The organism is Streptomyces soli (genome assembly GCF_003999195.1).
GTDB classification, from domain to species: Bacteria; Actinomycetota; Actinomycetes; order Streptomycetales; family Streptomycetaceae; genus Actinacidiphila; species Actinacidiphila soli.
In genome coordinates this window covers 1-22,650 of sequence record NZ_RJVR01000149.1, presented here as the reverse complement: position 1 = coordinate 22,650, position 22,650 = coordinate 1, and the positions used below count along the sequence as shown (strand labels likewise).

General features: G+C 69.3%; 20 protein-coding genes and 3 pseudogenes. 6 read left to right on the top strand and 17 right to left on the bottom strand.

The genetic code is table 11. From position 1 onward, the window contains the following. Nucleotides 1-330 precede the first annotated feature (330 nt). Nucleotides 331-591, top strand: a complete 261-nt coding sequence (locus EFK10_RS50100; protein WP_240677196.1) for an NAD(P)/FAD-dependent oxidoreductase — start codon at nt 331-333, stop codon at nt 589-591. After that, nucleotides 557-1,048: a hypothetical protein gene (locus tag EFK10_RS13405; protein WP_240677195.1), complete on the top strand. Its 492-nt coding sequence runs from the start codon at nt 557-559 to the stop codon at nt 1,046-1,048. The genes EFK10_RS50100 and EFK10_RS13405 overlap by 35 nt, the downstream gene beginning before the upstream one ends. Before the next feature lie 402 nt (nt 1,049-1,450). Here the strand turns inward: EFK10_RS13405 and EFK10_RS13400 are convergent, their stop codons facing one another. From EFK10_RS13400 to EFK10_RS50080, 5 genes are all read right to left on the bottom strand, one after another. Then, nucleotides 1,451-2,302, bottom strand: a complete 852-nt coding sequence (locus tag EFK10_RS13400; RefSeq protein WP_127355934.1) for a hypothetical protein — start codon at nt 2,300-2,302, stop codon at nt 1,451-1,453. A 725-nt stretch (nt 2,303-3,027) separates the two neighbouring features. Next, complete coding sequence (locus tag EFK10_RS47365) at nt 3,028-3,204, bottom strand: hypothetical protein (protein ID WP_164835972.1); 177 nt, start codon at nt 3,202-3,204, stop codon at nt 3,028-3,030. Nucleotides 3,205-3,236: 32 nt separating this feature from the next. Further along, a complete protein-coding gene (locus EFK10_RS13395) occupies nt 3,237-3,719 on the bottom strand; it encodes a lamin tail domain-containing protein (protein WP_127355933.1) in 483 nt (160 codons plus the stop codon). A gap of 769 nt (nt 3,720-4,488) precedes the next feature. Next, on the bottom strand, nt 4,489-6,108 hold the full coding sequence (locus EFK10_RS52025; RefSeq protein ID WP_127355932.1) for a pentapeptide repeat-containing protein: 1,620 nt from the start codon (nt 6,106-6,108) through the stop codon (nt 4,489-4,491). A gap of 557 nt (nt 6,109-6,665) precedes the next feature. Then, on the bottom strand, nt 6,666-6,836 hold the full coding sequence (locus EFK10_RS50080) for a hypothetical protein (RefSeq protein WP_240677198.1): 171 nt from the start codon (nt 6,834-6,836) through the stop codon (nt 6,666-6,668). Between EFK10_RS50080 and EFK10_RS50075 the strand changes: the two genes are divergently transcribed. Beyond that, nucleotides 6,766-7,164 carry a DUF4232 domain-containing protein gene (locus tag EFK10_RS50075; protein WP_240677197.1) on the top strand — a complete coding sequence of 133 codons (399 nt, stop codon included), beginning with the start codon at nt 6,766-6,768 and terminating at the stop codon, nt 7,162-7,164. The two genes, EFK10_RS50080 and EFK10_RS50075, sit on opposite strands and share 71 nt — an antisense overlap. A 51-nt stretch (nt 7,165-7,215) precedes the next feature. On the opposite strand, the gene EFK10_RS52610 is transcribed toward EFK10_RS50075, so the two are convergent. After that, nucleotides 7,216-7,545: a helicase associated domain-containing protein gene (locus EFK10_RS52610; RefSeq protein ID WP_322973329.1), complete on the bottom strand. Its 330-nt coding sequence runs from the start codon at nt 7,543-7,545 to the stop codon at nt 7,216-7,218. A gap of 210 nt (nt 7,546-7,755) precedes the next feature. Between EFK10_RS52610 and EFK10_RS13375 the strand changes: the two genes are divergently transcribed. Further along, the gene (locus tag EFK10_RS13375) at nt 7,756-9,369 is read left to right on the top strand and encodes an MFS transporter (protein ID WP_127355930.1); all 1,614 of its coding nucleotides are present in this window, start codon (nt 7,756-7,758) and stop codon (nt 9,367-9,369) included. 505 nt (nt 9,370-9,874) lie between these two features. Continuing rightward, a complete protein-coding gene (locus EFK10_RS13365; RefSeq protein ID WP_206305436.1) occupies nt 9,875-10,150 on the top strand; it encodes a hypothetical protein in 276 nt (91 codons plus the stop codon). Nucleotides 10,151-10,205: 55 nt separating this feature from the next. Here the strand turns inward: EFK10_RS13365 and EFK10_RS13360 are convergent, their stop codons facing one another. The 3 genes and pseudogenes from EFK10_RS13360 to EFK10_RS13350 form a co-directional block, all read right to left on the bottom strand. Continuing rightward, on the bottom strand, nt 10,206-12,452 hold the full coding sequence (locus EFK10_RS13360; RefSeq protein WP_127355928.1) for a CDC27 family protein: 2,247 nt from the start codon (nt 12,450-12,452) through the stop codon (nt 10,206-10,208). Next, on the bottom strand, nt 12,449-13,633 hold the full coding sequence (locus EFK10_RS13355; RefSeq protein WP_240677194.1) for a glycosyltransferase family 29 protein: 1,185 nt from the start codon (nt 13,631-13,633) through the stop codon (nt 12,449-12,451). Before EFK10_RS13355 ends, EFK10_RS13360 begins: the two co-directional genes overlap by 4 nt. A gap of 164 nt (nt 13,634-13,797) precedes the next feature. Further along, nucleotides 13,798-13,998 (bottom strand): annotated as a pseudogene (locus EFK10_RS13350) (DEAD/DEAH box helicase); the annotation flags it as partial. A gap of 69 nt (nt 13,999-14,067) precedes the next feature. Between EFK10_RS13350 and EFK10_RS13345 the strand changes: the two are divergent. Further along, nucleotides 14,068-15,771 carry a hypothetical protein gene (locus EFK10_RS13345; RefSeq protein ID WP_127355926.1) on the top strand — a complete coding sequence of 568 codons (1,704 nt, stop codon included), beginning with the start codon at nt 14,068-14,070 and terminating at the stop codon, nt 15,769-15,771. A 6-nt stretch (nt 15,772-15,777) separates the two neighbouring features. Here EFK10_RS13345 and EFK10_RS13340 read toward each other — a convergent pair whose 3' ends face one another. The 8 genes and pseudogenes from EFK10_RS13340 to EFK10_RS47355 form a co-directional block, all read right to left on the bottom strand. Continuing rightward, on the bottom strand, nt 15,778-17,058 hold the full coding sequence (locus EFK10_RS13340; protein WP_127355925.1) for an NAD(P)/FAD-dependent oxidoreductase: 1,281 nt from the start codon (nt 17,056-17,058) through the stop codon (nt 15,778-15,780). Further along, nucleotides 17,055-17,465: a GtrA family protein gene (locus tag EFK10_RS13335; protein WP_127355924.1), complete on the bottom strand. Its 411-nt coding sequence runs from the start codon at nt 17,463-17,465 to the stop codon at nt 17,055-17,057. Before EFK10_RS13335 ends, EFK10_RS13340 begins: the two co-directional genes overlap by 4 nt. Next, on the bottom strand, nt 17,452-18,390 hold the full coding sequence (locus EFK10_RS13330; protein WP_127355923.1) for a glycosyltransferase family 2 protein: 939 nt from the start codon (nt 18,388-18,390) through the stop codon (nt 17,452-17,454). The genes EFK10_RS13335 and EFK10_RS13330 overlap by 14 nt, the downstream gene beginning before the upstream one ends. A gap of 665 nt (nt 18,391-19,055) precedes the next feature. Next, nucleotides 19,056-19,262, bottom strand: a complete 207-nt coding sequence (locus tag EFK10_RS50065; protein ID WP_240677193.1) for a hypothetical protein — start codon at nt 19,260-19,262, stop codon at nt 19,056-19,058. Between the two features lie 156 nt (nt 19,263-19,418). Beyond that, a complete protein-coding gene (locus EFK10_RS13320) occupies nt 19,419-20,975 on the bottom strand; it encodes a CehA/McbA family metallohydrolase (protein WP_127355922.1) in 1,557 nt (518 codons plus the stop codon). Nucleotides 20,976-21,218: 243 nt separating this feature from the next. Continuing rightward, entirely contained in the window at nt 21,219-21,320 is a 102-nt protein-coding gene (locus EFK10_RS47360) for a helicase (RefSeq protein ID WP_164835971.1), read from the bottom strand. Between the two features lie 121 nt (nt 21,321-21,441). Then, nucleotides 21,442-21,618, bottom strand: a pseudogene (locus tag EFK10_RS50060) (TatD family hydrolase); the annotation flags it as partial. 98 nt (nt 21,619-21,716) lie between these two features. Continuing rightward, a pseudogene (locus tag EFK10_RS47355) lies at nt 21,717-22,650 on the bottom strand (hypothetical protein); the annotation flags it as partial.

The following is a 22,650-nucleotide window of genomic DNA, read 5'->3' as shown; positions in this document are numbered from 1 at the left end:
CCATCCGGATCCGCTCCGGGTACGTCTCACCAGCTATGTGATCCTTCGGCACAAGATCGAGATCATAGACGATCTTGGACTAGCCGAGCGACGTTGCGCCGGTGCCTGCGATGTCTCGGTTGACCGTTGAAGCGGTTCTGCTCGACAGGGAAATGGGGCAGGTCAGCCGAGTGCCGGTGCCTGCAAGTGTTTTGCAAGAGGTAGACGTGACTGTTGTCTGGGCTCGTGAGGGCGCGGTCTGGCCGGAGTCGGAAGGCCGCGCTGTCTGGTTGGCCGTTTCCGGTGTGCTGACGGCCGGCAGACCGCACCAGGGGGAAAGAGGATTTGATCATGGCAGGAAAGCTCGGGCGTGCGATCGTTCTCGGCGGCAGTATCAGCGGCATACTCGCAGCTCGGGTGCTGAGCGAGTCGTACGAGAGGGTCACGATCTTTGATCGTGATGTGCTTCCGACCGATGCCGTCAATCGCAGGGGTGCCCCGCACGGTGCTCACACCCACGCGCTGCTGGCCCGGGGCCGGCAGGTGCTGGAGGAGCTTTTTCCCGGTTTCACTGCGGATGCGCCTGCCGGTCAGTGTCCGCCGCCGGTATGAGCGCCTGTCTTCGCTGCCGGAGGGCTTTCTGGCCTTCGGGGACGCCATCTGCAGCTTCAATCCGGCTTACGGTCAGGGCATGACCGTTGCGGCCGCTGAGGCCGTCGTGCTGCGGGACTGCCTCCTCAAGGGCAGCTCGCAGGATCTGGCTCAGCGTTTCTTCGCCGGGGCGGCGAAGCTGATCGATGTGCCGTGGGACATCGCGGTCGGTGCGGATCTGCGTTACCCCGAGGTGGAGGGGCCGCGCAGTGCGAAAGTCGGTTTCCTCAACGGCTATGTGGCCAGGGTCCACCAGGCCGCTGTGTCGTATCCGGCGGCAGGAGGCGTGTTCCTGGCGGTCGCCAACCTGATGGCACCGCCGACGAGGCTTTTCTCTCCCGGCATACTCTCCCGCGTCCTGTGGTCCGCTGTCCCCACGTGGCCCTCTGCCCGGCACCGGCGGGCCTCGGCCGCCTGACCCTGAGGAGCACGGTGCCTGGGGCGGCGATGTCGGGGAAGGGGGGATCGGCTTCCGGCCGGGGTCGGTATCGCCGCCCTGCCATGCCGGGTATCACCTGGTGTTCCGTCAGACAGGGCGGGTATCACGCCAGGTGGCGTCCGGGGTGTCATCTGTCCAGCGCCCAGGGAGTGCAGCACGGGCAGGGTGTCTTGTTCGACCCCGCTCCGTCCACTCGGGCAGTTGATCGCTGCCCAGGCCGCGCATCATCGCCGCTGTTGTGGTCCCATCGGGGTCACTTGTCGCTCTAGGCGGCCGCGCGTACCTCGTTAAGAAGCCGGTAGGCCTGGCGTTCGGTGATGTCCAGGTCGGCGGCGATCTGGGCGGCGGTCACTTGGCCGTTGTCGGCGGCCAGGATCTGGGTCACGCGGTCTTTGCGGGCCTGGGCGCGGGCCAGCGGCTTGTCGGTGGCGGGGTGCTCGGGCGGCCGCCGCCGGTGCGGGCGCCTGGGCGGTTGGCGTCCCAGTCGGTTGGTGACCGCTTCCAGTGCGGCGGTCGGGCAGCGGCATTCCCTTTCTTGGTGAAGGTGCCGCAGGAAGGTCCCTGCGAGTGTGATCTCTGCCTGACCTGCGCGGATTTCATCGCCGCACCTCGGTGCGCGCCACCCACGGTTGCGTGAACGTCTTTGTGTCGGATGCCGGTTGGCGGCCGACGGTGAATTCGGCTCTGACCGCAGTTGCGTGAACGATCTTGCAGTGGCGAACTGCCGGCCTCGTCCCAGGGGTCGCGGGCGCTGCCGCACAGCGCGCGGGCGTCGGCTGCCTTGCCGCGTCGCATCCGGACTGCGGCGATCACCGGCCGGGACTGGGGGGTGCAGATCGTGGCGAGCAGCGGGTGCAGGGTGCGGATGCCCTTGAACCGGCCGTGCTCGGCGCCCTGCTTGGCCCGCCCGTAGACCCGTTTATGAGTGGATTCGACGTCGATGAACGCCATCACACCGGCGCCCGGTAGCAGCGGCGTGTGTGCGGCCAGTTCGCCGAGGAACCTGCGGTGCACAGCATGGAGTTGGAGGGCGTGACCGTCGGTGAACGCGCGCAGGAATGTACCGAGCGTGGACGGGGCACGGACGCCTGCGAACATCGTCGGCATCGCACCTTGGCGCAGGACGTTCAGGTCATCGATGCTGTCCGCGCCCGCGGCCATCCCGCCCACGATGCTGGTGACCTTGGCGTCCGCCGACGCACCCGCGCCGTTGCCCGCCCCGGGCAGCTTCACCTTCCCGGCAAGCGCGAAAGGCCGCACCGCTCGGCCAGCCGCATCACCGGGATCAGCCCCGCATACGCGATCAGATTCCGGTCGTCGAACGCAGCGGAGACCGCCGCCGGGGTGTGGGTAACTTTCATCTGCCGCTTCGGCCGTTCGGTGGCGGCCTACCTCTTCGACTGCGGGTACGCGAATTGGCGTCCGGGGCGTTCTTCCGCCAAGCACATGATCCTTATCTGTCGTCATGCCGCTGGCGCGTGACCGGCCCGACGGGCCGACAGGAGGATGAGCTGCCTGGTCATGAGCCTGATCGCCTCACAGACGATCAGAGCTTCGCTGGGCTGGCCCGTCGGTTCTCAGTCTGGGTTTGGCTCGTTCGGACGTGGGGAAGATCATTCGGCTGAAGCCCCACGGTGCCTCTCGCCACGAAGGCGACCGCCATCACCGGCAACCCGCACCCCCAATTCCGGCGACGGCCAGGTTCCCCCGTCCTGGCCGGCGCCTTCTTGAGGTGAACTGGGACAATGCCGTATCCGCCGCGTCCCACACCACGCCAAGGCCCGCCTTCCGGGCACCCGCACCGGCCTTCTGCCGCCGACTGCAACGCCGGCCTCCGGCGCTGAAACACGGCCGGTGAAACGCAGCCGCGCGTTTCACACCTGACCTGCGGAACTCCCCGACGGCCACTGACAGCACGAGACCCCGGGACCGCTTGCGGCCCGGGGTCTGTCTGTGCACTACGACGACCGTCGCGGGCGTTGCATACCGACCGCTTCGGCGAAGTCCTCCGAGACGCTCTCGTACGGGACGCCGTACTTCTCCAGGATTTTCCGTACGAACCCGGGCTCGGCTCGGGGGAGGACATCGAGGATGCCGACCTCCAGCCGGGTGAGCCGATGCAGGAACTGCTCCATGTCGACGCGGCTGCCGGGCGGGGCTGTCGAGGTTAGTGTCGGTGGCCGCTGCCCTGGTGTCCCCGGGAGGTGACGTCGATGGTGTGTCCGCGGTCGTCGCGCAGGGTGGCGGTGGCGGTGTCCTTGTTCCAGATGTAGGCGCGACGGTCCTGGTAGAGGTCGTGGTGGGTGTCGCGGCCGGTTCCGGTGTGGACGCGCACCGACTCCCGGCCGGCCAGGCGCACGTGGTGGAAGCGGTAGGTGTGGTGGTCGGCGTCGGTCAGGGTCCAGCCGCTGAGGTTGACCGCGTGCCGGCCGGTGTTGGTGACGGTGACCCACTCGGCGTTCAGGCTGCGGTTGGAGCGGTTGTCCCTGCCGGGGCTGTCGTGCTGGATGGCGCCGAGCACGACGGAGGAACGCTGCTGGTGGCGGTGGTGATCGTCGTGGCCGGCGGCTGTGGCCGGCAGGGCGGCAGCCGCGACGAGCGCGCCGGAGGCCAGGGCGGTGGCGGCCAGACGGGTGATGAAACGGGACATGCGGATCCCCCTTCGTACGGGCACGGAAGCGGCCGTGCCGATGGTGCGTAAGTCCCGGCGTTGTGCCGAGGGACATCACTTTCACCGCCGCACGCCATCACATCCCGAAAGACACACTTTGCGTTACCAAAGCAGGACATGACGGAAACAGTCTCTTGTGGGTCCCACGCGTCCGGCCACACCCGACGAGTTATCACGTGGCCTGTGCACCCACCCTGGCGGCGCCCACACTTTCCCCACCCCCGCCACCCTCACCCACCCCACACGCCACCCCGCGCCACCATCCGACCGGCGCCGCTCGCGTGTAACAACGCGTCAGCCCCTCGACTGCGCCTCTGCCCTACCGCCCTGTCAGCAGCAGTAGACGCGTCTCCGGCCGACCAACTCCGTCCAGCTGGCCCGCTGGCCCGGGTCGTACACCATGGCCCACACGCGCGCGGACGGCCCGTGCGCACGCAGGCCAGCAGGGTGGCGACCGTGACCGGGACGTCGCGCAGGAAGACGGCCGCCGCCCAGTCGCCGGTGAGCGCGTGCAGGGCGCTGACGCCGTCCGGGCCGGTGCCGTCCAGCACGAACAGCAGCCGTGGGAAGACCGGGTACCGCCGCCGCCACGCCTCCAGCCGCCCCGGCAGCTCCTGGCCGGCGACCAGTTGGCGCCCCGGCGGGGGCGGGCACGTTGCGGGTGCGGGGAGCAGAGGAACAGGCCCGCGTACTGGCTGACCATCTGGGGACCATCCCCGCGGGTGCGGGGAGCAGATGACGGTTTCCATCATCCCGTCCGGAGCGGGCTACCGACGAAAGTCGGGAGAGCCCGCTCGGCACGCGGCCGGTCGTGATCGTGGCGGCGCATCTCCATCTCGCCGTAGTAGAAGTCCGCCGCGTCCGGCTCGTTCTTGCTGTCCTCGAATGCCTTGCGCAGCGCCCGGTATACCGGGGCGAGCTGCGAGGGCCCCACATATTCGGTATGCCCGGTGTCGGGGATGGCCTGGTGCCAGCCCGGAACGGCGGGGGGCTGGCGGGAGCGCCAGTGGTGTTCCTCGGCGAGGGTTCGGCGCTGGGTGAACCGCTGAGGGCGGAGCCGCCGCCATTGCGTGCGGGCCGGGACGGTGGCGAAGGCGCAGTTGCCTTCCAGGCGGATCTGGTCGAGGTGGACGGTCCCGGTGAACAGGCACCACGTCAGGTCGATGTCGGCGAGCACCAGGTGAGCGGCGTCCACCCCGCGCAGGGAAATGATTCGCACCCCGGCGCCGGCTGTGTCGGCGAGGCAATCCTCCGGGACGACGGAGCCGCGGGTTCCGCGGGAGTGGCGAAAGGGGGCTTGCTCGGCGGCGATGCTCAGGGGGTACTCGAAGACGGCGTGCGCGAAGTCGAGGTCGGCATGGCGCGGTCGCAGCGTGGCGTTTGATGCCCAGCGCGTCCGGTGACATTCCAGGCGCCGGGCCGCGATCGACAGCGTCACCGGCCCGCTGAACCTCGCCGCCGACAGGAACACCGTCTTGCCGCAGACCAGCGGCCCCAACTCGCCCGCCCGCTCGAACACAGCCGCACCGAAATCGACGTTTTCGGTGAAGGTGGCCGCGTCGAAATCGGCGGTGCCGGTGAAGGTGGCCGACCCGAAATGGGCATCATCGGTGAAGCTGGCCGACCCGAAATCGGCGTTGCCGGTGAAGGTGGCCGACGGGAACCGGGCGGTGCCGGTGAAGGTGGCCGATCCGAAATCGGCGTTGCCGGTGAAGGTGGCCGACCGGAACTGGGCCGTGCCGGTGAAGGTGGCCGACCCGAACCGGGCGTCGCCGGTGAAGGTGGCCGCGTGAAAATCGGCGGTATCGGTGAAGGTGGCCGCCCGGAATCCGGCGTTGGTGAAGGTGGCCGAGATGAAAACGGCGGCATCGGTGAAGGTGGCCAAGAGGAACCAGGCTTCGCCGGTGAAGGTGGCCGAGTAGAACCGGGCGGTGCCGGTGAAGGTGACTGACTTGAACCCGGCAGTGCCGGTGAAAGTGACCGAGTCAAAGTGGGCTTCGCGGGCGAAGGTGGCCGACTCGAACCGGGCGTTGCCGGTGAAGGTGGCCAAGTGGAACCGGGCGTTGCCGGTGAAGGTGGCCGACTCGAAGCGGGCTTCGCCGAGACGTGGGTGGTTTGTGGTGGGGTCGTTGAGGGCGTTGAGTAGTTGGTCGAGCAGTTGGTCGGTGAAGCTGGTGCCCCGGTAGTCGATGTCGTCGCCGGCGTTCAGGCTCGCGAGGTGGGTGTCGCGGTCGAGGCCGGAGAGGTGGGCCAGGCAAGAGGGATGCGGGTCGACAGAGCGTCCGGTGCAGCCGGCGCGGTCCCCGCCGGTGACGCCGTCGCCGCAGTACGGCCAGTCCGGAACGACAGACGCTGGGGTTGATGCCATACGGGTGAGGACACCGCCTGCCTACCGACGGTTGCCAGGCGGCCTCCGTAAAACGCCCCCGCGCGCCCTGAATCGCCCCATGGACCGGCCTCCGCCCGGCAGGGAATTCGGCGGCCTCAACACGGGATCACCACCCAGAACCACCCCGGCACAACGGGCGGCAGCGCTCTACGCGTGCGCGGGTGCGCGTGCGGACACGGGTCGGGGATCTTGTCCGCGGATCCCTGGGACCGGCCGCGAAAGTCCCGTGAACTTTTCTGCCCGGCGGGTCATCGGAAGTGTTGTAAGGCGTTGTCGTACGGGCCACGAGGATAGTGAACCGAGAGGGCGATGGTGGAGATGATGAACCGCGCGGACAAGACGGCCGGCCGGACGGGCAGTATCGGGCGGGCTGCTGCGGGGGGCGCGGTGCTGGTCGCGGCCGCGGTCGTGCTGACCAGCTGCGGGGGGCAGAACACCGCGGCTCCTCAGAGCGTCGGCGGGACCGCCGCTCCCGTGGTCGGTGACCGGACGGCCACCGCGACGAGGGGGAGTGACTCGACCAACGCGGTGGCCGCTCAGCCCGGGTCCTCCGTCTCTTCCACCGGGGTGTCCGGCTCCGGCGGGACGTCGAGCGTGGCGTCCGGGTCGTCGGTCCCGGCGTGTGCGACCAGCCGGCTGAAGATCTCCGCGGCGAATTTCAGCAGTGGTGCGGGCCATACCAGCTTCCAGCTCGTTTTCCAGAACACGGGTGCGGCACCTTGCACCCTGACGGGCTTCCCTGGCGTGTCCTTCGTCAAGATCCACAATATCCAGCTGGGCAAGGCGGCCAGCCGTACGTCCGGTGCGACATCGATCGTGACGCTGATACCGGATGCCCACGCCTATGCCGACGTGCAGACCGTCAACGGCCAGGGCGGGTACTCGGCCGCGCAGTGCGACCTCACGACGGTGCCGACCCTGCGGGTCTTCCCGCCGAACCAGACGGAGTCGGCGAACATTCCGTGGAACAAGCAGGAATGCGTCGGCTCCACCGTGCAGAATCTGCAGGTCGGCCCGGTGTACGGCAACAAGTAGCAGCGGCGCGCGCCGGGTGCGATCTGCCGGTTCCATATCAGCCAGGTGCTGTCAGTGACGGCGCTTCAGCTTGGAGAGACGGTCTGAGGGTTTGTGCTGCTCACGGTGGTGATCGTGGAGTGGCCGTGACCCGGTCCACTGACACGAAGTGGCACCCGCACCGTCACAGGGCGGCAGACCGAGTCGGTCTTTGCTGTAGGCGCGGCGGGCGTCGGCGGTCCACTGTCCGAGGGGGAAGTCGGCGAGCGGGGCCGGCCACCCGTCGGTGTCGGCCGGGACCTTGAACCCGAAGGGCACCTTGAGGTCGCCGACCTGGCGGGCGTACACGGCGGCGGCCTCGACGCCGCGCCGCCAGTGCTCTCGCTCGGGTTGATGACCCACAGCTGGGCCAATTTTCCCGAACTGTTCGCGGAATACGAGCGCCTTGCTGTCGACGGCGTGCTGCGCTCGAGTGACGAAGTTGGGCGTGATCGTGACGTCGGGGCCGTCTCCATCGGGTTCAGTGCAGTCGGCGCGGAAATGTCCGCCAACCGGTTGATCTCCGAGGCGGGTCGAGAATCCGTCCGCCGGGGCGGCTGGGAGGATCCGCCCATGGCATCCAGGGCGGGCGCGGAGAGTTCGACCAAGGCGGGACTCGTCCTGCTGACACTCGCGGCCGGGCAGTTCCTGATGGCGCTCGACAGCTCTGTCATGAACGTATCGATCGCGAGGGTGGCCGACGACGTCGGAACAACAGTGACCGGGATTCAGGGCGCGATCACCGCCTACACGCTCGTGATGGCGATGTTCATGATCCCCGGCGGCAAGGTCGGCGCGATTATCGGCCGTAAGCGTGCGTTCATGATCGGCTGTGGCATCTACGGCTGCGGATCCCTGACGACGGCGCTCGCCCCGAACCTGCCTGTGCTCCTTTTCGGCTGGTCGTTCCTCGAAGGCGTCGGGGCGGCGCTCATCCTGCCCGCGATCGTGGCGCTCGTCGCCGGCAACTTCGCCGTGGAACGCCGCCCCGCCGCCTACGGACTCGTCGCGGCCGCAGGAGCCGTGGCGATCGCGGTCGGGCCGCTCATCGGGGGTGTCGCAACGACGTACTTCTCCTGGCGCTGGGTCTTCGCCGGTGAGGTCCTGATCGTGTTCGGCATCCTGGTGCTCGCCCGCCGCATCGCCGACGCGCCACGCGACGAACGCCACCGCCTCGATCTCGTCGGCGCCGTGCTCTCCGCCCTCGGGCTCGGGATCTTCGTCTACGGTGTACTCCGCTCGGACGAATGGGGCTGGTTCCAGCCGAAGCCCGACGCACCCTCCTGGCTCGGGATCTCGCTGGTCGTGTGGCTGATGCTGGTGGGTCTGCTTCTGATCTGGTTTTTCCTGCGCTGGGAGGCGCGCCTGGTGGAGCAGCGCAAGGAGCCCCTCGTGGACCCCGCACTGCTGCAGAACAAGCAGCTCACCGGCGGCCTGACGATGTTCTTCTTCCAGTACCTCGTGCAGATGGGCGTGTTCTTCGTCGTACCGCTTTACCTGTCGGTCGCGCTCGGCCTGTCCGCGCTCGCGACCGGCGCCCGCATCCTGCCGCTCTCCCTGACGCTGCTGGCCGCCGCGATCCTGATCCCGCGTCTCTTCCCGAACGTCTCGCCGCGGCGCGTGGTGCGGCTCGGGATCCTTGCGTTGCTCGCTGGTGCGGTGATCCTCATGGCCGCGCTCGACGCAGACGCCGGTGCGGAAATCGTCACCGTTCCCCTACTGCTGATCGGGCTCGGCATGGGCGCGCTGGCGTCTCAGCTGGGATCGGTCACCGTGTCGGCAGTACCGGACAAGCAGAGCGCGGAGGTCGGGGGCATCCAGAACGCCGTCACCAACCTCGGCGCCTCGATCGGTACGGCTCTCGCCGGGTCGATCCTGATCGCCGCGCTGACGGCTTCGTTCCTTACCAGCGTCGAGCAGAACGAGGCGATCCCGGCCGACGTCAAGAGCCAGGCGACCATCGAACTCCAAAGCGGCGTGCCCTTCCTGTCGGACACCCAACTCAAGGACGCCCTCGACGAAGCGGGCACGAGCAAGGAAGTCACCCAGGCCGCGCTCGACGCGAACGAGGCAGCCAGGCTTGACGGTCTGCGCGCCGCACTCGCCATCCTCGCTCTCACCGCCCTCCTCGCGATGTTCTTCACCCATCGGATCCCGACCACCCAGCCCCACTCGACGCAACCGTAGCGCCGGGCAATCGGCGTTAGGAATGGTGCACTCGCCCTCGTGTTGTGGAGCCACCTCACACCGGCCTCTGTCGCCCTCGTCCTGGGAATCGTCGTCCTGCTCCCGGCCCTGCTGGGCCTCGACGCCTGCGGCGGCCTCAGTCCCACGGACACCGCGGGGGGCCTACGCCGCGGTTGGCTCCCCCTCGCGCAGTCCCGGCGACGCTGCGGCTGACCTCTCGTACCAACGGCCGTACGCTCTGTGCCGCACCCGGGCGAGACCGCCCGGAATCGAAACGGCTGCGCACTGCCGGCCGAAGGTGCGCGCACCACCGCACCGGAGATGCGCACCAGGTGCGCACCGCATGCGCGCGCACTCCGCTCGGGTGTGCACTGCCCGGCGATCGGTGCGGCCAGTACGCGCGGTGATCGGCGGTCCCGGTGGTGACCCTCGCGCCGTCGTGGATCGGGTCGTACAACGGACGCGGGCCGCGTGGAGGAGCCAACTCGGCCACGGCAGGGTGATTTTGCGTTCCGGGCACTGGGACAACGCTGGGGCCTGGCAGCGCCATACGGCGTCCTCCGATCTGCGGCGCGTGATCGGGATCGCGCTCCGCCGGAGCACGGAATCCGAGCTCGTCGAGCTGCTGACCAGCAACGTCGCGGAAGCCGATGATCTTGGCCGTTTTGCCGCGTGGCGGCTGTGGTGGCTGGTCAACTCCCGCCGGAACGCCGACGGCTACGGACGGGCCCGGCTTGACGCGGGCGCCGCCAGCCCTCAGGCGTCTGTGCGCACCCAGTGACCGGGGCTGCCGGGCCCTCGCCGCCCGGCAGCCCCGGATCGGAAGTGATCCCCGGCTACCCGAAGATCTTCCGCAACTCGGTGCTGTTCGCCTCGGTGACCCGCCACAAGGCCTCCTGCCGAGCGTGGACATCAGCCACTGCGGCCGGGTGGTCGGAAAGCAGTGCCAGGGACCGCTCGGTGAGCCGCGCGCCCAATTCACGCTCGTGCACCGACACTCCCCATTCAGGGCGTTCGATATCGGACAGGAAGTACGCCATCTTCGGGTGCGAGACAAGGCTGATGATCGGGGTACCGCAGCCGAAGGGGATCATCCCGGCGTGTCCGCGCATCCCGATCACCAGTTTCGTGCGCCGGTAGATGTTGCGTATCCCCTCGTTCGAGGCGTCGTACAGCGGCTCCACGGAGAGTGCGACGCCGTGTTCCCGGCGTAGATCGTGTACGAACTTCTCGTCGGAGGGCATATGAGCGGCGTACCGGACATCGGTGTGCTCACGCAGCGTCCGCAAGGCGCCGGCCATCTCGGCGAGAAAGTGCCCGTAGTCATGACCGAAGCGCAGCCCCGCACGGTCGTAGGCGCAGTTGACCAGGACGGTGTCGTCACGCTCCAGCGGATCGGTCCATCCCGGGACCAGCTGCCGGGCGACCGTCGTCGGGCAGGGTTGGAAGACCACCCGATCCTGCAGGTCCGGGGGGAGCAGGTCCCGGACCCGTGCCACGGAACCGTGATTACGCAGTCCGAAGAACGCCGACTGCCGTACCAGAGTCCGCAGGCTCGCGGTGAAGCGCTCCCGCCGGTGGATGGACTGGCCGTCAAAGATGTTGTAGCCGATCGCGAACACCGCCAGCGGCACGGTTATCCGGCGCAGCATCTCGTCCGGCACATTCCACTGCCAGGCGCTGTTGCCGTTCGGCGCGGTGTCCGGGAGGAGCAGCCCGCCGCCACCAACGACCACCCCGCGCCGGGCATTCACCTGCTCCAGCAGCGCCTCGCCGAAGAGCATGTGCGCGTGGATCGGATGCCATCGGCGAGGCCCGGTGTCCGCGTCCAGACACATCCGCACGGCCTCGGGCAGCACCCGGTCGCCCGCGTTCTCCCGTCCGTCGGCGAACAGCGCCACATGCGCCAACTGCTCGCCGGCCGGGCTCGCTTCCTCCTCGGCCGACCTGGAGCCGCCCGGGGCCTCGGCCGTCCGCAGGTACAGGGTTCGGCAGGCGTTGTCGGTGGGATCGGCGTCGAGTCCCTGCCGGGCATACACGTGGGCGGTGTCGTCCGCACCGCGCAGCCAGGCCAGCCTGGCCAACTGGCCGAACGCGCTCGGAGCGACATCGGGCGACGCCGTGGCGAGCAGCAGGTGCGTCTCGGCCTCGTCGTAACGGGAGAGCGCCATGAGCGAGAGGCCCAGCGTCTCATGGCACCGGGGCCGGTCGACGTCGGACGCCATCAGGTCCGAGAGCACATCGACGGCCTCCTGATAACGCCCCTGCTGCCGATACACCTCGGCGACCGCACGGGCCAGGTCCACCTGGGGACTGCGTTCCAGCAGCGGCAGAGCGAAGTGCAGCAGCAGATCGGGGTGCTTGCCCCCGGGCAGTGCGCAGTACCCGGCGCGGAACTCCTCGTCAGCCACTTCGAAACGGCGCCGGGCCTGCTGAGCGGGACCGTAGCCCGGCTGGTCCGGCTGCCCGGTGAAGCGCAGAATCGCGACGCTCTCAGGAACGGGGACATCGTCGTACAGCCGGTTCGCGAGGAAGTCGTACCGCACGTCGACGGGTACGAGCACGCCCTCCAGCGCAGTGTCCACGGCGCCTCCGGAAGCACCGGAGAAGCCGTCGAGCCGGGCGGAGAAGTCGTCGTCCTCCAGCCACTCGCGCTGGATCACCAGCAGCCCGTCGTCCAGCACCATCCGCCGCTCCTTGGGCAGATCGCCGGGCAGCAACTGCGGGACCGCGCCCACACCGGTGCGCATCCGCAGCAGTTCCCCGATGTCCCCCAGCACCACCATGCCGGCGTCCAGCGCGATGACCGTGTCGTAGTCGCGAATCCGGAACATATCGAACGCGCGTCCGGACTCCACTCGGCGCGGGACGATGCGGGGGTGCAGCCGGCGGGCCGCTTCGAGGGTGTCATCGGGCAGACCGGGATGCAGGACGAGGAAGTCCTCGCAGACCCAGGGGTTGGACAGGGCCAGGCTGCGCAGCAGCGTCAGCAGACCGGGCAGCCGGCTCTCGTCGACGTAAGCGGCGAAGGCTATCCGGCGCTTTCCGGTCACCGTGCGGTTGTCGTCCACGGTACGGGTCATTTCAGCGCTGTCCTTGTCTTCATCCCGGTCGCGTCAATGTCCTTCGCGTGGGCCAGGACCCACTCCTTCTCCTGCGGGCGAAGCTGGTCGGGCAGACCGAAGCCGATGAGGTCGATACGCGGGCTGACGTCCAGGAAGTCCAACAACCGGAGCATGTTGAAGCCGGTGGTGGTGCTCTTCCCCCAGCCGCTCTCGTCCATCAGAGCCGGGTCCGACACCGGCCGGCGCAGCGAGGGATTGCCGACGTAATTCTGCGCCCCGGCGACCAGGCGTCGGCGCAGCGCCTGCCGCCAGTCGCCGACCGACTCCCCGAAGACCAGCCGGGTCTGCACCGACTGGCGCCAACCGGGTCCTTCCCACGGTGACTCCCCGCGGAGGGTGACAGCATGCACATCGGTCCGCTCGCCGGTGCCCGTCGCGGTCGTCCGGAAGCTGTCGAAGCGGATCACCAGGTCGTACGAATCGATCTCGCTGCCCAGTGTGCTGTCGTCGAGCTGCTTGGCGTTGGCGACCAGGCAGACCGTACGGCCCGCGATCAGGTTCCGGAAGGCGCTGACCCCGATCGGCTCGCTTTCGCCGAGCAGCGGATCGGCCATCCGACCATGGGCCGTCAGCCTGCGGTAGGTCGCATAAAGATCGACGAGCCGGCGTACCGAGCCGTCCGCCGCGCCGCGCTCCGCCAACCGCGACTCCACATGGGTGCCGAAGGCTGCCTTCACCTGCGCCGCGGACCGCCCCTCGATCTTCCCGAGGAAACCGGCCTCCGGAAACAGCCGGGCCGCCTCCTCCAGACACCCGAGCGTCTCCCGCAAGGTGCCGAGCCGCAGGGCGATCTCCTGTTTGCCCTCGGCGTTCTGCTGCAGGTCAAGGTGGCGCTCATAGGCCCCGACCGCCTCTTCGCCCCGGCCGAGCGCCTCCAGGGCGAGCCCGCGCAGCCGCCAGGCGCCCTTGGACCGCTCTCGGATCGCCGCCGCCGTGTCGGCGACGCTCAAGGCCAGCCGTGTCTCGTCCTCCCCGCCCACTTCCAGGGCGCGCTCCCCGACCCGCAGCAGGGCGTCGAACGGATCGGTCTGCGTCACCGTGTGGGCCGCTACCAGAGCGCCGATCGCTCCGGCCAGCCGCACCCGGCGACGACCGGGCTGCTCGCCGAGCGAGGCAAGATACTCCCCGCAGATGCGCACACTCTCAACTATCCCAGCCTCCGGCCGCGGGGAAGTTTTCTGCCTCGCCTTGAACAACCCCGTCAGGGTCATCGTCATACCTGCTCCACCATCCAGCGACACAACACCGACTGCGCGCGACAAGGAAATCGAACGTACGTAACCCCCGTCCACACCCTAGACGGGTGGACCACCGGGTCGTGCAGGTAGCGGCGGACCAAAAGGTCGATGCTACGGTCCAGGGTGGCCGAGAACAGCATCCGCCGGCCCCCGGGGCTTACCTGGTCGAGCAGTTGGGTGACCTGGGGCATGAAGCCCATGTCGGCCATCTGGTCGGCCTCGTCCAGGACGGTGATGCCGACCCGGTCCAGGCGGCAGTCGCCGCGGAGGCCGCCGGTGCAAAATTCCGTTATTCCGTTAACCGTACAGAATGACGACGCTGCTAGGGTCCCGCTGTGAACGACTCGGGCTTTCTCGCACTCCGGTTCGGCCGGCGCGCTCGCTCCCTCGGCTGGGCCGGCTGGGGCACCTCACTCGTGGTCTGCGCTCTGCTCGGATACTCCGTGCTGACGACGGGGCTGCACGGGGACATCCGGTATGTCCTGGCGTGCCTGCGCAGCGGCGGGGCGGCGGGCTACTCGCCGTCCGAGATCTTCACCCACCGGCCGTTCTTCTACCGCTGGTTCATCGCGGGCATGGACGCGGTCTCGGCGGGGCCGACCGGGGTGCGGGAGGCGATCATCCGGCTGATGGGGATCGTGCTGTGCGTGGTGGCGGGGCTGGGGCTGCGCTCGGCGCTGGTGCGGTCGCGCCGGCCGCTGCCCCGGAGGGAGGCGACGCTCACGGCGGCGATGGTCGCGCTGTCGCTCGCGCTGGCTCCGGCCGTCGACTATCTGCAGCCCGAGTGGACGGCGGCGCTGCTGTCGGTGGTGGCGGTCGCCGTGGTATTCCGGGTCGACCGGCCGTGGGTGGCGGCCGCGGTGGCCTCGGTGCCGCTGGGGCTGGCGGTGATGATGAAGTACTCGACCGCCGCCACGGCCCTGATGGCGCTACTCGTGATCTTCGTCGCCGACCGGGTGCGGGCGCTGCTGCTGGCCGCCGCGACGACGGTCGCCTCGGTGGCGCTGTTCGGGTTCAGCGTGTGGTCGGGGTCGCACGAGTGGCAGTGGGCCCGTGACATGCCGAAGATCAACCCGGGCGCGCTGAGCCGTACGGGGATCGACCCCGCCTCCCTGCTCGACAAGACCGTGGTCTATCTGGCCGACCGGGCGTTCCTCAGCCCGGTGCTGGCGCTGCTGCCGGCCGCGCTGCTGCTCGTGCTGGCCCGGCAGGCCGACCGCCGCAAGCGGATCGAGTGGGTGGTCACGGCGCTGCTGATCTGCCTCGGCTGCGTCGCGGCGGTCGCGGTGCAGGGCAACTGGTTCGCGTACCACAGCGCCGCTCTGCCCGTGTGCGCCGCAGCGCTGTGGGGCCTTGCGGTGGCCCGCTGGTACGGCTGGTCCGGCAGGCCCCCGCTGTGCTTCGTCGCCGTCTCCGTGCTGTACGGGGTGCTGGCGCCGTTCGCCTCCGCCGCGCCGGCGTGGCTGCAGAGCACGGCGGTGGCGTGGCTGGCGGCCGCTGTCGCGCTGGCGGCGGCACTGGCCGACGTACGCCTCAGCAGCGAGGGCAGGGCAGGGCGGCGGGTCCCGGTGGCGCTGGTGGCGCTGGCCGGGGTGGTGTGCCTGGCGGCACCGGTCTGGCCGAGCGCCCCGCACCTGCGGATGGACGGAAAGGTGCTTGCCACCAACACCGAGTACCAGCAGCAGAGCGAGGCGAAGGCCGCCAAGGCGGCGGAGCTGCGCCGGGAGATCCCTGCCGGAGATCCGGTGCTGTATCTGGCCTTCGGGGACCTCGTGTACTACATCGGCCACCCGGCGCAGTGCCGCTATCCGGTGCCCACCTTCCTCCAGCGCACCGCGAATCTGCCCGACGTCGACACCCTCACGTCGGTCGAGGAGAACGCCCGGTGCATCACCGAGAACCCCGCCCCCTACGCCGTACTGCAGCCGTCCTGGTTCTCGCTGAAGCGGGTCGACAAAACGGTGATCGCCAGCTTCCGGAAGCTGTACGTGTGCCCGCAGGCGGACCCGAAGCAGACCGTGGTCTGCCGGCTGAGGTAGTGCTGCTCAGCTCGCGCCGATGAGCCGGGTGACGCGGTGGGCCAGGGCGACGGAGTAGCTCTGGCCCCGGTCCTGCGGGTAGATCTGCGCCATGGTCGCGAGCGTGACCCCGGGCAGGTGGGTGCGGTGGCCGGGGATCAGCGCGCGGTACTCGGGGGTCACGACCGGCTGCGCGAAGGGGGCGCGGGAGAAGTGCCAGTCCTGGATCCAGGAGCGGTCGAAGTCCGGGTTGAGCCGCCGCAGATACGGGATGAAGCGGTCCAGCAGCTCCGCCGGATCCGTGGCGAAGCGCCAGTCGTCGCGCGGCACGTAGTTGCCGACGTACAGGATATGGCGGCCGCCGTACTCCTCGCGGTCCACCATCCGGGTGTGCTCGACGACGGCGAGGAAGGGGAAGTCCGGGTCATTGATGTTGAGCCAGTAGTACGGGATGACGCTGCGGTCCAGTTCGAGGACGAAGCAGGTCGCACCCAGATACTGGTTGCGCCAGACGGTGTCGTCGGCCGGTACGTCGGCGGCCTTGGCGAAGACCGGCTGCGGGGTGGTGACGATCAGCTGGTCGAAGTCGTGGCGGGCGCCGTCGGCGGTGGTCACGGTGACCGGCCGGTCGGCGTCGGGCTGCCGGATCGTCTCGACGGCCTTGCCGAACTCGACCTTGCCGCCACGCTCGGCGACCGCGTCGCGCAGCGCGGCGTAGACCCGCTCGAAGCCGCCGTGCACATAGCCGAGTTCGAAGGTCCGGCAGTGCACCCGGGCCCACAGCCAGGCCATCGACACCTCGTCGGCGCGGTCACCGAACTTGCCGCGCAGCAGCGGCTCCCAGACGGTCTCGGTCGCCCGCCGACCCGCCCAGCGGCGAAGCCACGACAGAGCCGTACGGTCGTTGAACCGCTCGCCGCCGCGGATGACCTTGAGGGCGGCCGAGGACGCGCCGAAACGTATGCCGTCCAGGAGGGAGAAGGACGGGAAGCGCAGCATCTCCAGCGGGGTGCTGAAGGGGTGGAGCTCGCCGTCCCGGAACACCGCGGTCGTCGGGCGGTGGAAGCGCAGGTCGTCGCCGAGCCCCAGCTCCTCGATCAGCTCGATCATGGCGCGGTCGCTGCGGAAGATGTGGTGGTAGTAGCGCTCCAGCGGCACCCCCCCGGCCTCGCCTCCGACCTGGAGCGACGCGGCCAGCCCGCCCAGTTCGTCCGCCGCCTCCAGGACCGTGACCTGGTGGCCCGCCTTGACCGCGTCGTACGCGGCGGTCAGGCCGGTGGCACCGGCACCGATGATGCCGAGATTCATGCGAAGCTCCATTTTCTGTTGAGCAGGAACTGGACGGCCAGCACCACCGGCAGCGAGCCCGCCTTGACCAGGTTCGGGTCGACGCCGAGCCAGTCGGAGAAGATCCGGAACATTGCGTAGGTCAGGGCGATGCCGGTCAGCCCGACGGCGTAGAAGCGCAGGAAGCGGACCAGCAGCCGGTCGCGGCGGTCGAAGGTGAAGCGGACGTTCAGGATGAAGTTGTTGGTGATGCCCAGGCTGGTGCTGATGGCGTTGGCGTACTGCTCGTGCAGGCCCAGCCAGTTGTAGAGGACAAAGAAGGTAGTGAGGTCGATGACGACCCCGCTGCCTCCCACCAGCGCGTAGCGGACCAGCTGTCGGAGGTCCTTCCTCCGGCCACCGACCGGCGGTACTTCAGTCATTGTCATGGCGGATGACCTGCCGGACGATGTAGAGGGGCCGCGCCTGAGCTTCGGTGTACGTACGCCCTATGTAGCTGCCGAGCACCCCGAGGGAGAGCATCTGGGTGCCGCCGAGGAACAGCATCACCACCATCAGCATCGTCCAGCCGGAGACCGTGATGTCCGGCCGGAAGATCCGCATGGCCACGGCGTACGCAATGCCCACCACGGACATCGCCAGCACCAGGAAACCGAGCCGGGTGATCAGCCGCAGCGGCACGGTCGAGAAACCGGTGACGCCGTCGATCGCCAGACGTGCCATCTTGCGCAGCGGGTACTTGGTCTCGCCGGCGAAGCGCTCGTCGCGGTCGAAGAGCACCTCGGTCTGCCGGAAGCCCATCGAGGCGACGATGCCGCGCACGAAGCGGCCGCGTTCGCGGAAGCGGCGCAGCTCGTCAACGACCCGGCGGTCCAGCAGCCGGAAGTCCCCGGTGTCCAGCGGGATGTCGACATCCGTCCAGCTGCGCAGGAGTCGGTAGTAGGCGTGCGCGGTGGCCCGCTTGAAGAGGGTGTCCTGCCGGGTGCGGCGGCGGGCGTGCACGATCTCGGCGCCGTCGTGCAGCCAGGCGTCGATCAGCTGGAGGCCGACCCGTGGCGGGTCCTGCAGATCCGTGTCCATGATGATGACGGCGTCGCCGGAGGCCTCGTCCAGACCGGCCGTGATGGCGATCTGGTGGCCGAAGTTGCGGGCGAAGTCGATGACGAGGACCTGCGGGTCGTTCTTCGCGAGATCGCGCAGGGTGGCGAGAGAGCCGTCGGCCGAGCCGTCGTTTACGTACACCAGCTCATAGCGGATTTCGGGCCGTTCGGCGAGGGTCGCGACGAGTTCGTCGTGAAAGCGCTGGATGCCGTCCTGCTCGTTGTAGACGGGCAGGACGTAGGAGACAAGCATCTCGGGAGCCTAAGGAGACAGGGTGAACAAGACGGGATTCTCTTATTACTTTTCGGGATCGAAGCGGGCGCCGCCCGGCCGCGGCTTCCCACGCCGTGTCGTGCCCGAACTTCCGGGCCAAGGGGATCTACAACGAGAGGCTGATCCGCTACCTCAACGGCTGGACCCTCGACCCCGCTGTCCCCAGGATGCTTCAAACGCCTGGGAGTCCCAGGAACAGGTCCAGCAATGGGCCGACGCCTGGAACAACCCTCTGGGACTGGCTCGCATCGACGGCCTGCCAAACCGCACCGGTTTGCCGCACTTGGGGGACCGGTCGCCTGGGTCGCAGACCAGGACGCTGTTCTCCTCCAAGAAGGCGATTCCCGCCCAGCCGCCGAGCCCGCACGAGGAGCCGGAGCGGTTGCGCAGCACGACATCCATAGCCACGTCCCCGGTGTTTCCCATGACCGCCGGCCTCGGCCTTCCCAGCGAGACCGTCAGACCGTGCGCCACGCAGTCGTGCCCCCCGGTTCGACTGGAGGGGACGACGGAGGACGGGGACGGGGACGGAGCCGAGATCGGGTCTGTGCCGGGCACGAGACCCCGGGAATCTGTCAGGACGTCCCGGGGTCCCCGCGTGTACTGGTGTGTCTGCCTGGTTCAACGACCAACCGCGTCGGCCGTTACGCCCATTCGATGCCGAGTTCTGTGAGGGCGGTGCGTTGTGGTTCGGTGAGTTTGTCGCGGCGGGTCTTGGAGTTGGCACCCGCCCAGTTGGACAAGCTGACCGACCTGCTGATGCGGCAGACGGACACCGGATGTCCCTGCGGGAGCTGCGTACGCAGGCCCAGCAGGACGGTCGACTCGCCCGAGCCAGGCAAATGTGACAACTGGGATGTCCAGCGGCATCGGGCCGACGTGCATCAAGCTCGTAAGAAAGACCCGGCCAAGCCCCGACCGAAGATCACGCTGAGCCGCGCGTGCCGAAGAAGGGCCCTTGTCCAGGGAAATGTCCGTGGACCAAGGGCTCTGCCGCGCCTACGTGTTCATGCGTCGGTGCTCTGGAGGACGATCGGGTTGGTCAGCGCGGCCATGGTGCCCCACTGCAAGGCCGGACCCATGGTGTTGCCCTTGCCCGGGGTCCCGTCGGCCAGCGGGTGGCGGACCTCGGCCCGGACGTAGGAGGCGAGCGACGTCGTCGTACGCCAGACCACGGTGCCGGAACCGGAGGCGTCCAGCGACTCCTGGTGCATCTGGCCCTCGTCGGTGATGAGGCGCACGGTCCCGTTCGGTATGCCGGACACGTCGAGCCGCACGTCGACCGGCGCGTCAGCGGGGACCCGCAGCGTTTCGCCGATCCCGGCCTGGCGGCCGTGTCCGGTGGCGGTGAGGGCCAGACTGACCGAGGAGGATTCGGCGATCCAGCTCCGGCCCGCCCGGATCCCGGCCAGAATCGCGTCCCGGGTCAGGTCATCGGCGTTGACCACGGTCTGCGGAAGGCCGATGACCTGGGGCACCCTGTGGGCGTCGCTGTTGCCCATCGCGGGCAGCCAGTGCTTTCGGCTGCGCATCGCCTCCCCGAGCTTGGCGTCCCAGGTGTCGATCGCGGACTCGTCGTCGTAGGTCCACGGTCCGTTCCACACCTCGACGGCGTCGGCGTCGTTGTAGCCGTACTTCCACTGGCATGCGACGTACGGGCAGTAGGGGTGTGCCGGGACGACCAGGCCTCCAGCGCGCCGTACCTGCTTGGAGAAACGGGAGAACGCGTCGTCGCGGGAGCGGTACCGCCAGTCGATCCAGGTCCCCGCCGGCAGGCCCAGGGCCAGCCAGTGGCCATTGCGGGTGGTGATCTCCTCACCGGTGATCACCAGCAGGTCGGGGCCGGCGTACTGGCCCCAGATCCCGTGCGAGGAGGAGGTGTTGTGGTCGGTGGACACCATGAAGTCCAAGCCGGCGGCGCGGGCCCCAGCGGCGACCTCCGACGGCAGGCGCTTGCCGTCGGAGTAGACCGTGTGAAGGTGCGAGTCGCCCCGGTACCAGGCCCTGCCGCGTCCCTTGGCGCGCTCCGGCGGGTAGTTCGGCACGAAGGCTGCGCTCGGCGGACCGTACTGCAGGGTCACCGTGACCTGGTAGTCCATTCCCTGCGGGGCAATCTGGTACGGGCCGAGGGCGACGTGCCAGGTACCGGGATTGACCGGGCCGGGCAGATAGCCGGGTGTGGTGTCGTTGCCGTTGATCACGAAGGATGTGCGGAACCCGCCCGACCAGCCACGGAATCCCTTGCCACCCAGCGTGGTGCCGCGCTCGTCGAAGATGCCGATGTCGCAGGAGTTGCCGGGCGTACCTGCCGGGACGGTCGGCTTGTCGTACGTGTACGAGACGGAGATCTGGTTGACGCCGCTGGGGATTTCGAGCGGCAGGTAGACGAAGTCGGCGGCTCCGGTTTCCAGATGGCCGGCGATCACCCGGGTCACCTCAGTTCCGGCGGCCACGGCGGCGCCCGACGACTTGTCAGCGGCTTCCGCGAAGTTCAGCGGGGCGAGGGTGAGGGCACCGGTGGCGCCGAGCACCGCTCCTGCTCTCAGCAAAACTCGCCGGTCCATTCCGGACGGGCTGCTCTCGTCGGCTGCCGGAGTCCCGGTCGGGACTGGGCTGTGGTGCTCACAGGCTCCTGGTTGGCACACGGGGGTCCTCCTGGAGACGCGTGGAATGTGCGGCAGCATGCACGCTTTCTCGCCGAGATGAACCAGGGGTGATCCCTCGGAAGCCGAAACGGGTCGATCCATGCGGCCGAAGGCGGAAACCCGACAGGAGACGTTCAACAACCGGCTGCCGCTGTGCCGCCCTCACGCCCACTCCACCCCGAGTTCGGCGAGTGCGGTGCGTTGCGGCGCGGTGAGCTTGTCCCGCCGGCTCCTGGTGTTGGAGATCCAGATGCCGAGCTTCACGGCGTGCTCCTGGCCGTCGACCGCGATCTCTTCGATGTGCCCTCTGGGGACGGCGTGATGCTGTCCAGCGGACTCCGGAGACGGCCCACCGGGGGCGCCAGTTGCTGTGCAGGAGCCGCTGCTGGTTGTCCTGAAGTTGTTGGGCGGCGTCTTCGTAGGTGAGCGCCCATCGGGTGGTGAAGTGGGCGACGACGGTGGGGAGGTCCGCTGGGCGGGCTGGGCGGTTTCCGTGGCGGGCGAAGGGGCTGTCGGTCTCGCGCAGGACGCGGTCGGCTGGGACGGCTGTCTCGCTCTCCAACTCCTCCCAGGAGTCCGCCTCGCCGAATAGCTCCCCAGCACATCGCGCAGTGCGTCCCGCGCCGTCTGCCCGTCCAGGTCGCCCCCGGGGCAGCGGGTTCAGCGGGTGAGTTGACGGGCGCGCATGTAGGCCCAGCGCAGCAGCGCGCCCGTGGTGGCGGCGCTGATGAGCGCCGCCACCACGGTCGCCGACGCGGTCGCGGCATGCAGCGCCAGCGTGAACGGGACGGCCAGCAGCACGATCGCGGTGAGCGGGCCAGCCGCGTACCAGGCCAGGAACAGCAGGGGACCGGCGCTGCCGGTCGGGGACTGCGCCGCCGGGGACATCAGCAGGTGCTGCTTGCTGGCCCCCCGGCAGGCGTTGACCAGGCCCGCCGCCACCAGTGCGGGCACCGCTGCGGGTGCCAGCGCGGCCCGCTCCACGCCGCCCAGTGGAAGGACAACCGCCGCCGCGACGCACGACACCACCAGCGCCACCGCCCCCGGCACGAACACGTGCCGCATCATCAGGCCCGGATACGGATACGGCGCCCACGAGCCACGCCGGGTATCATCGGTCTCCAGCCGTGCGGATTCCAGGAGTTGGGCCACGGCCCCGTACCCGAATCCCAGCGCCACGAGGATCGCGGCCAGCGCCGCCCCTCGGTGTGCGTTGACCGCGAGAACCGCCCCCAGAACGGCGATCACCGCCAGCATCGCCGACTTGACCACCCGGATCGGTGCCCGGAGCAGCGCCAGGCAGTCACGCCACGGCACCGCCAGGAAGGCGTGGCGTGGCGCCCGCAGCCGGAAGCGGGCGGGCCGCCCGCCCCCCGCCGCCCCGGCCGCGACCTGGCGGGCCGTACGCAGTTCGAGGGTGAGCAGCGCGCTTATCACCCCGGACGCGGTCCGCGAACGCCGCCGTACCGCGGCGAGCGGCAGAGTGCCGCCCACCGCCCGGTGCGCGAGCAGCAAGCAGCCGGCGGTCAGCGCCGACAGCAGGCCGGCAGCGACCGGTCCGCCGGGCACCGCGGCCGGCGTGGGGGACAGCGCC

Coding starts and splice junctions, on each gene's coding strand:
- EFK10_RS13335 (WP_127355924.1), bottom strand. CDS start 17,465: ATGACAATGACTGAAGTACCGCCGGTCGGTGGCCGGAGGAAGGACCTC.
- EFK10_RS13320 (WP_127355922.1), bottom strand. CDS start 20,975: ATGGACCGGCGAGTTTTGCTGAGAGCAGGAGCGGTGCTCGGCGCCACC.
- EFK10_RS13330 (WP_127355923.1), bottom strand. CDS start 18,390: ATGCTTGTCTCCTACGTCCTGCCCGTCTACAACGAGCAGGACGGCATC.
- EFK10_RS50100 (WP_240677196.1), top strand. CDS start 331: ATGGCAGGAAAGCTCGGGCGTGCGATCGTTCTCGGCGGCAGTATCAGC.
- EFK10_RS47365 (WP_164835972.1), bottom strand. CDS start 3,204: ATGGAGCAGTTCCTGCATCGGCTCACCCGGCTGGAGGTCGGCATCCTC.
- EFK10_RS13405 (WP_240677195.1), top strand. CDS start 557: ATGCGCCTGCCGGTCAGTGTCCGCCGCCGGTATGAGCGCCTGTCTTCG.
- EFK10_RS13375 (WP_127355930.1), top strand. CDS start 7,756: ATGGCATCCAGGGCGGGCGCGGAGAGTTCGACCAAGGCGGGACTCGTC.
- EFK10_RS13340 (WP_127355925.1), bottom strand. CDS start 17,058: ATGAATCTCGGCATCATCGGTGCCGGTGCCACCGGCCTGACCGCCGCG.
- EFK10_RS52025 (WP_127355932.1), bottom strand. CDS start 6,108: ATGGCATCAACCCCAGCGTCTGTCGTTCCGGACTGGCCGTACTGCGGC.
- EFK10_RS13395 (WP_127355933.1), bottom strand. CDS start 3,719: ATGTCCCGTTTCATCACCCGTCTGGCCGCCACCGCCCTGGCCTCCGGC.
- EFK10_RS13360 (WP_127355928.1), bottom strand. CDS start 12,452: ATGACCCGTACCGTGGACGACAACCGCACGGTGACCGGAAAGCGCCGG.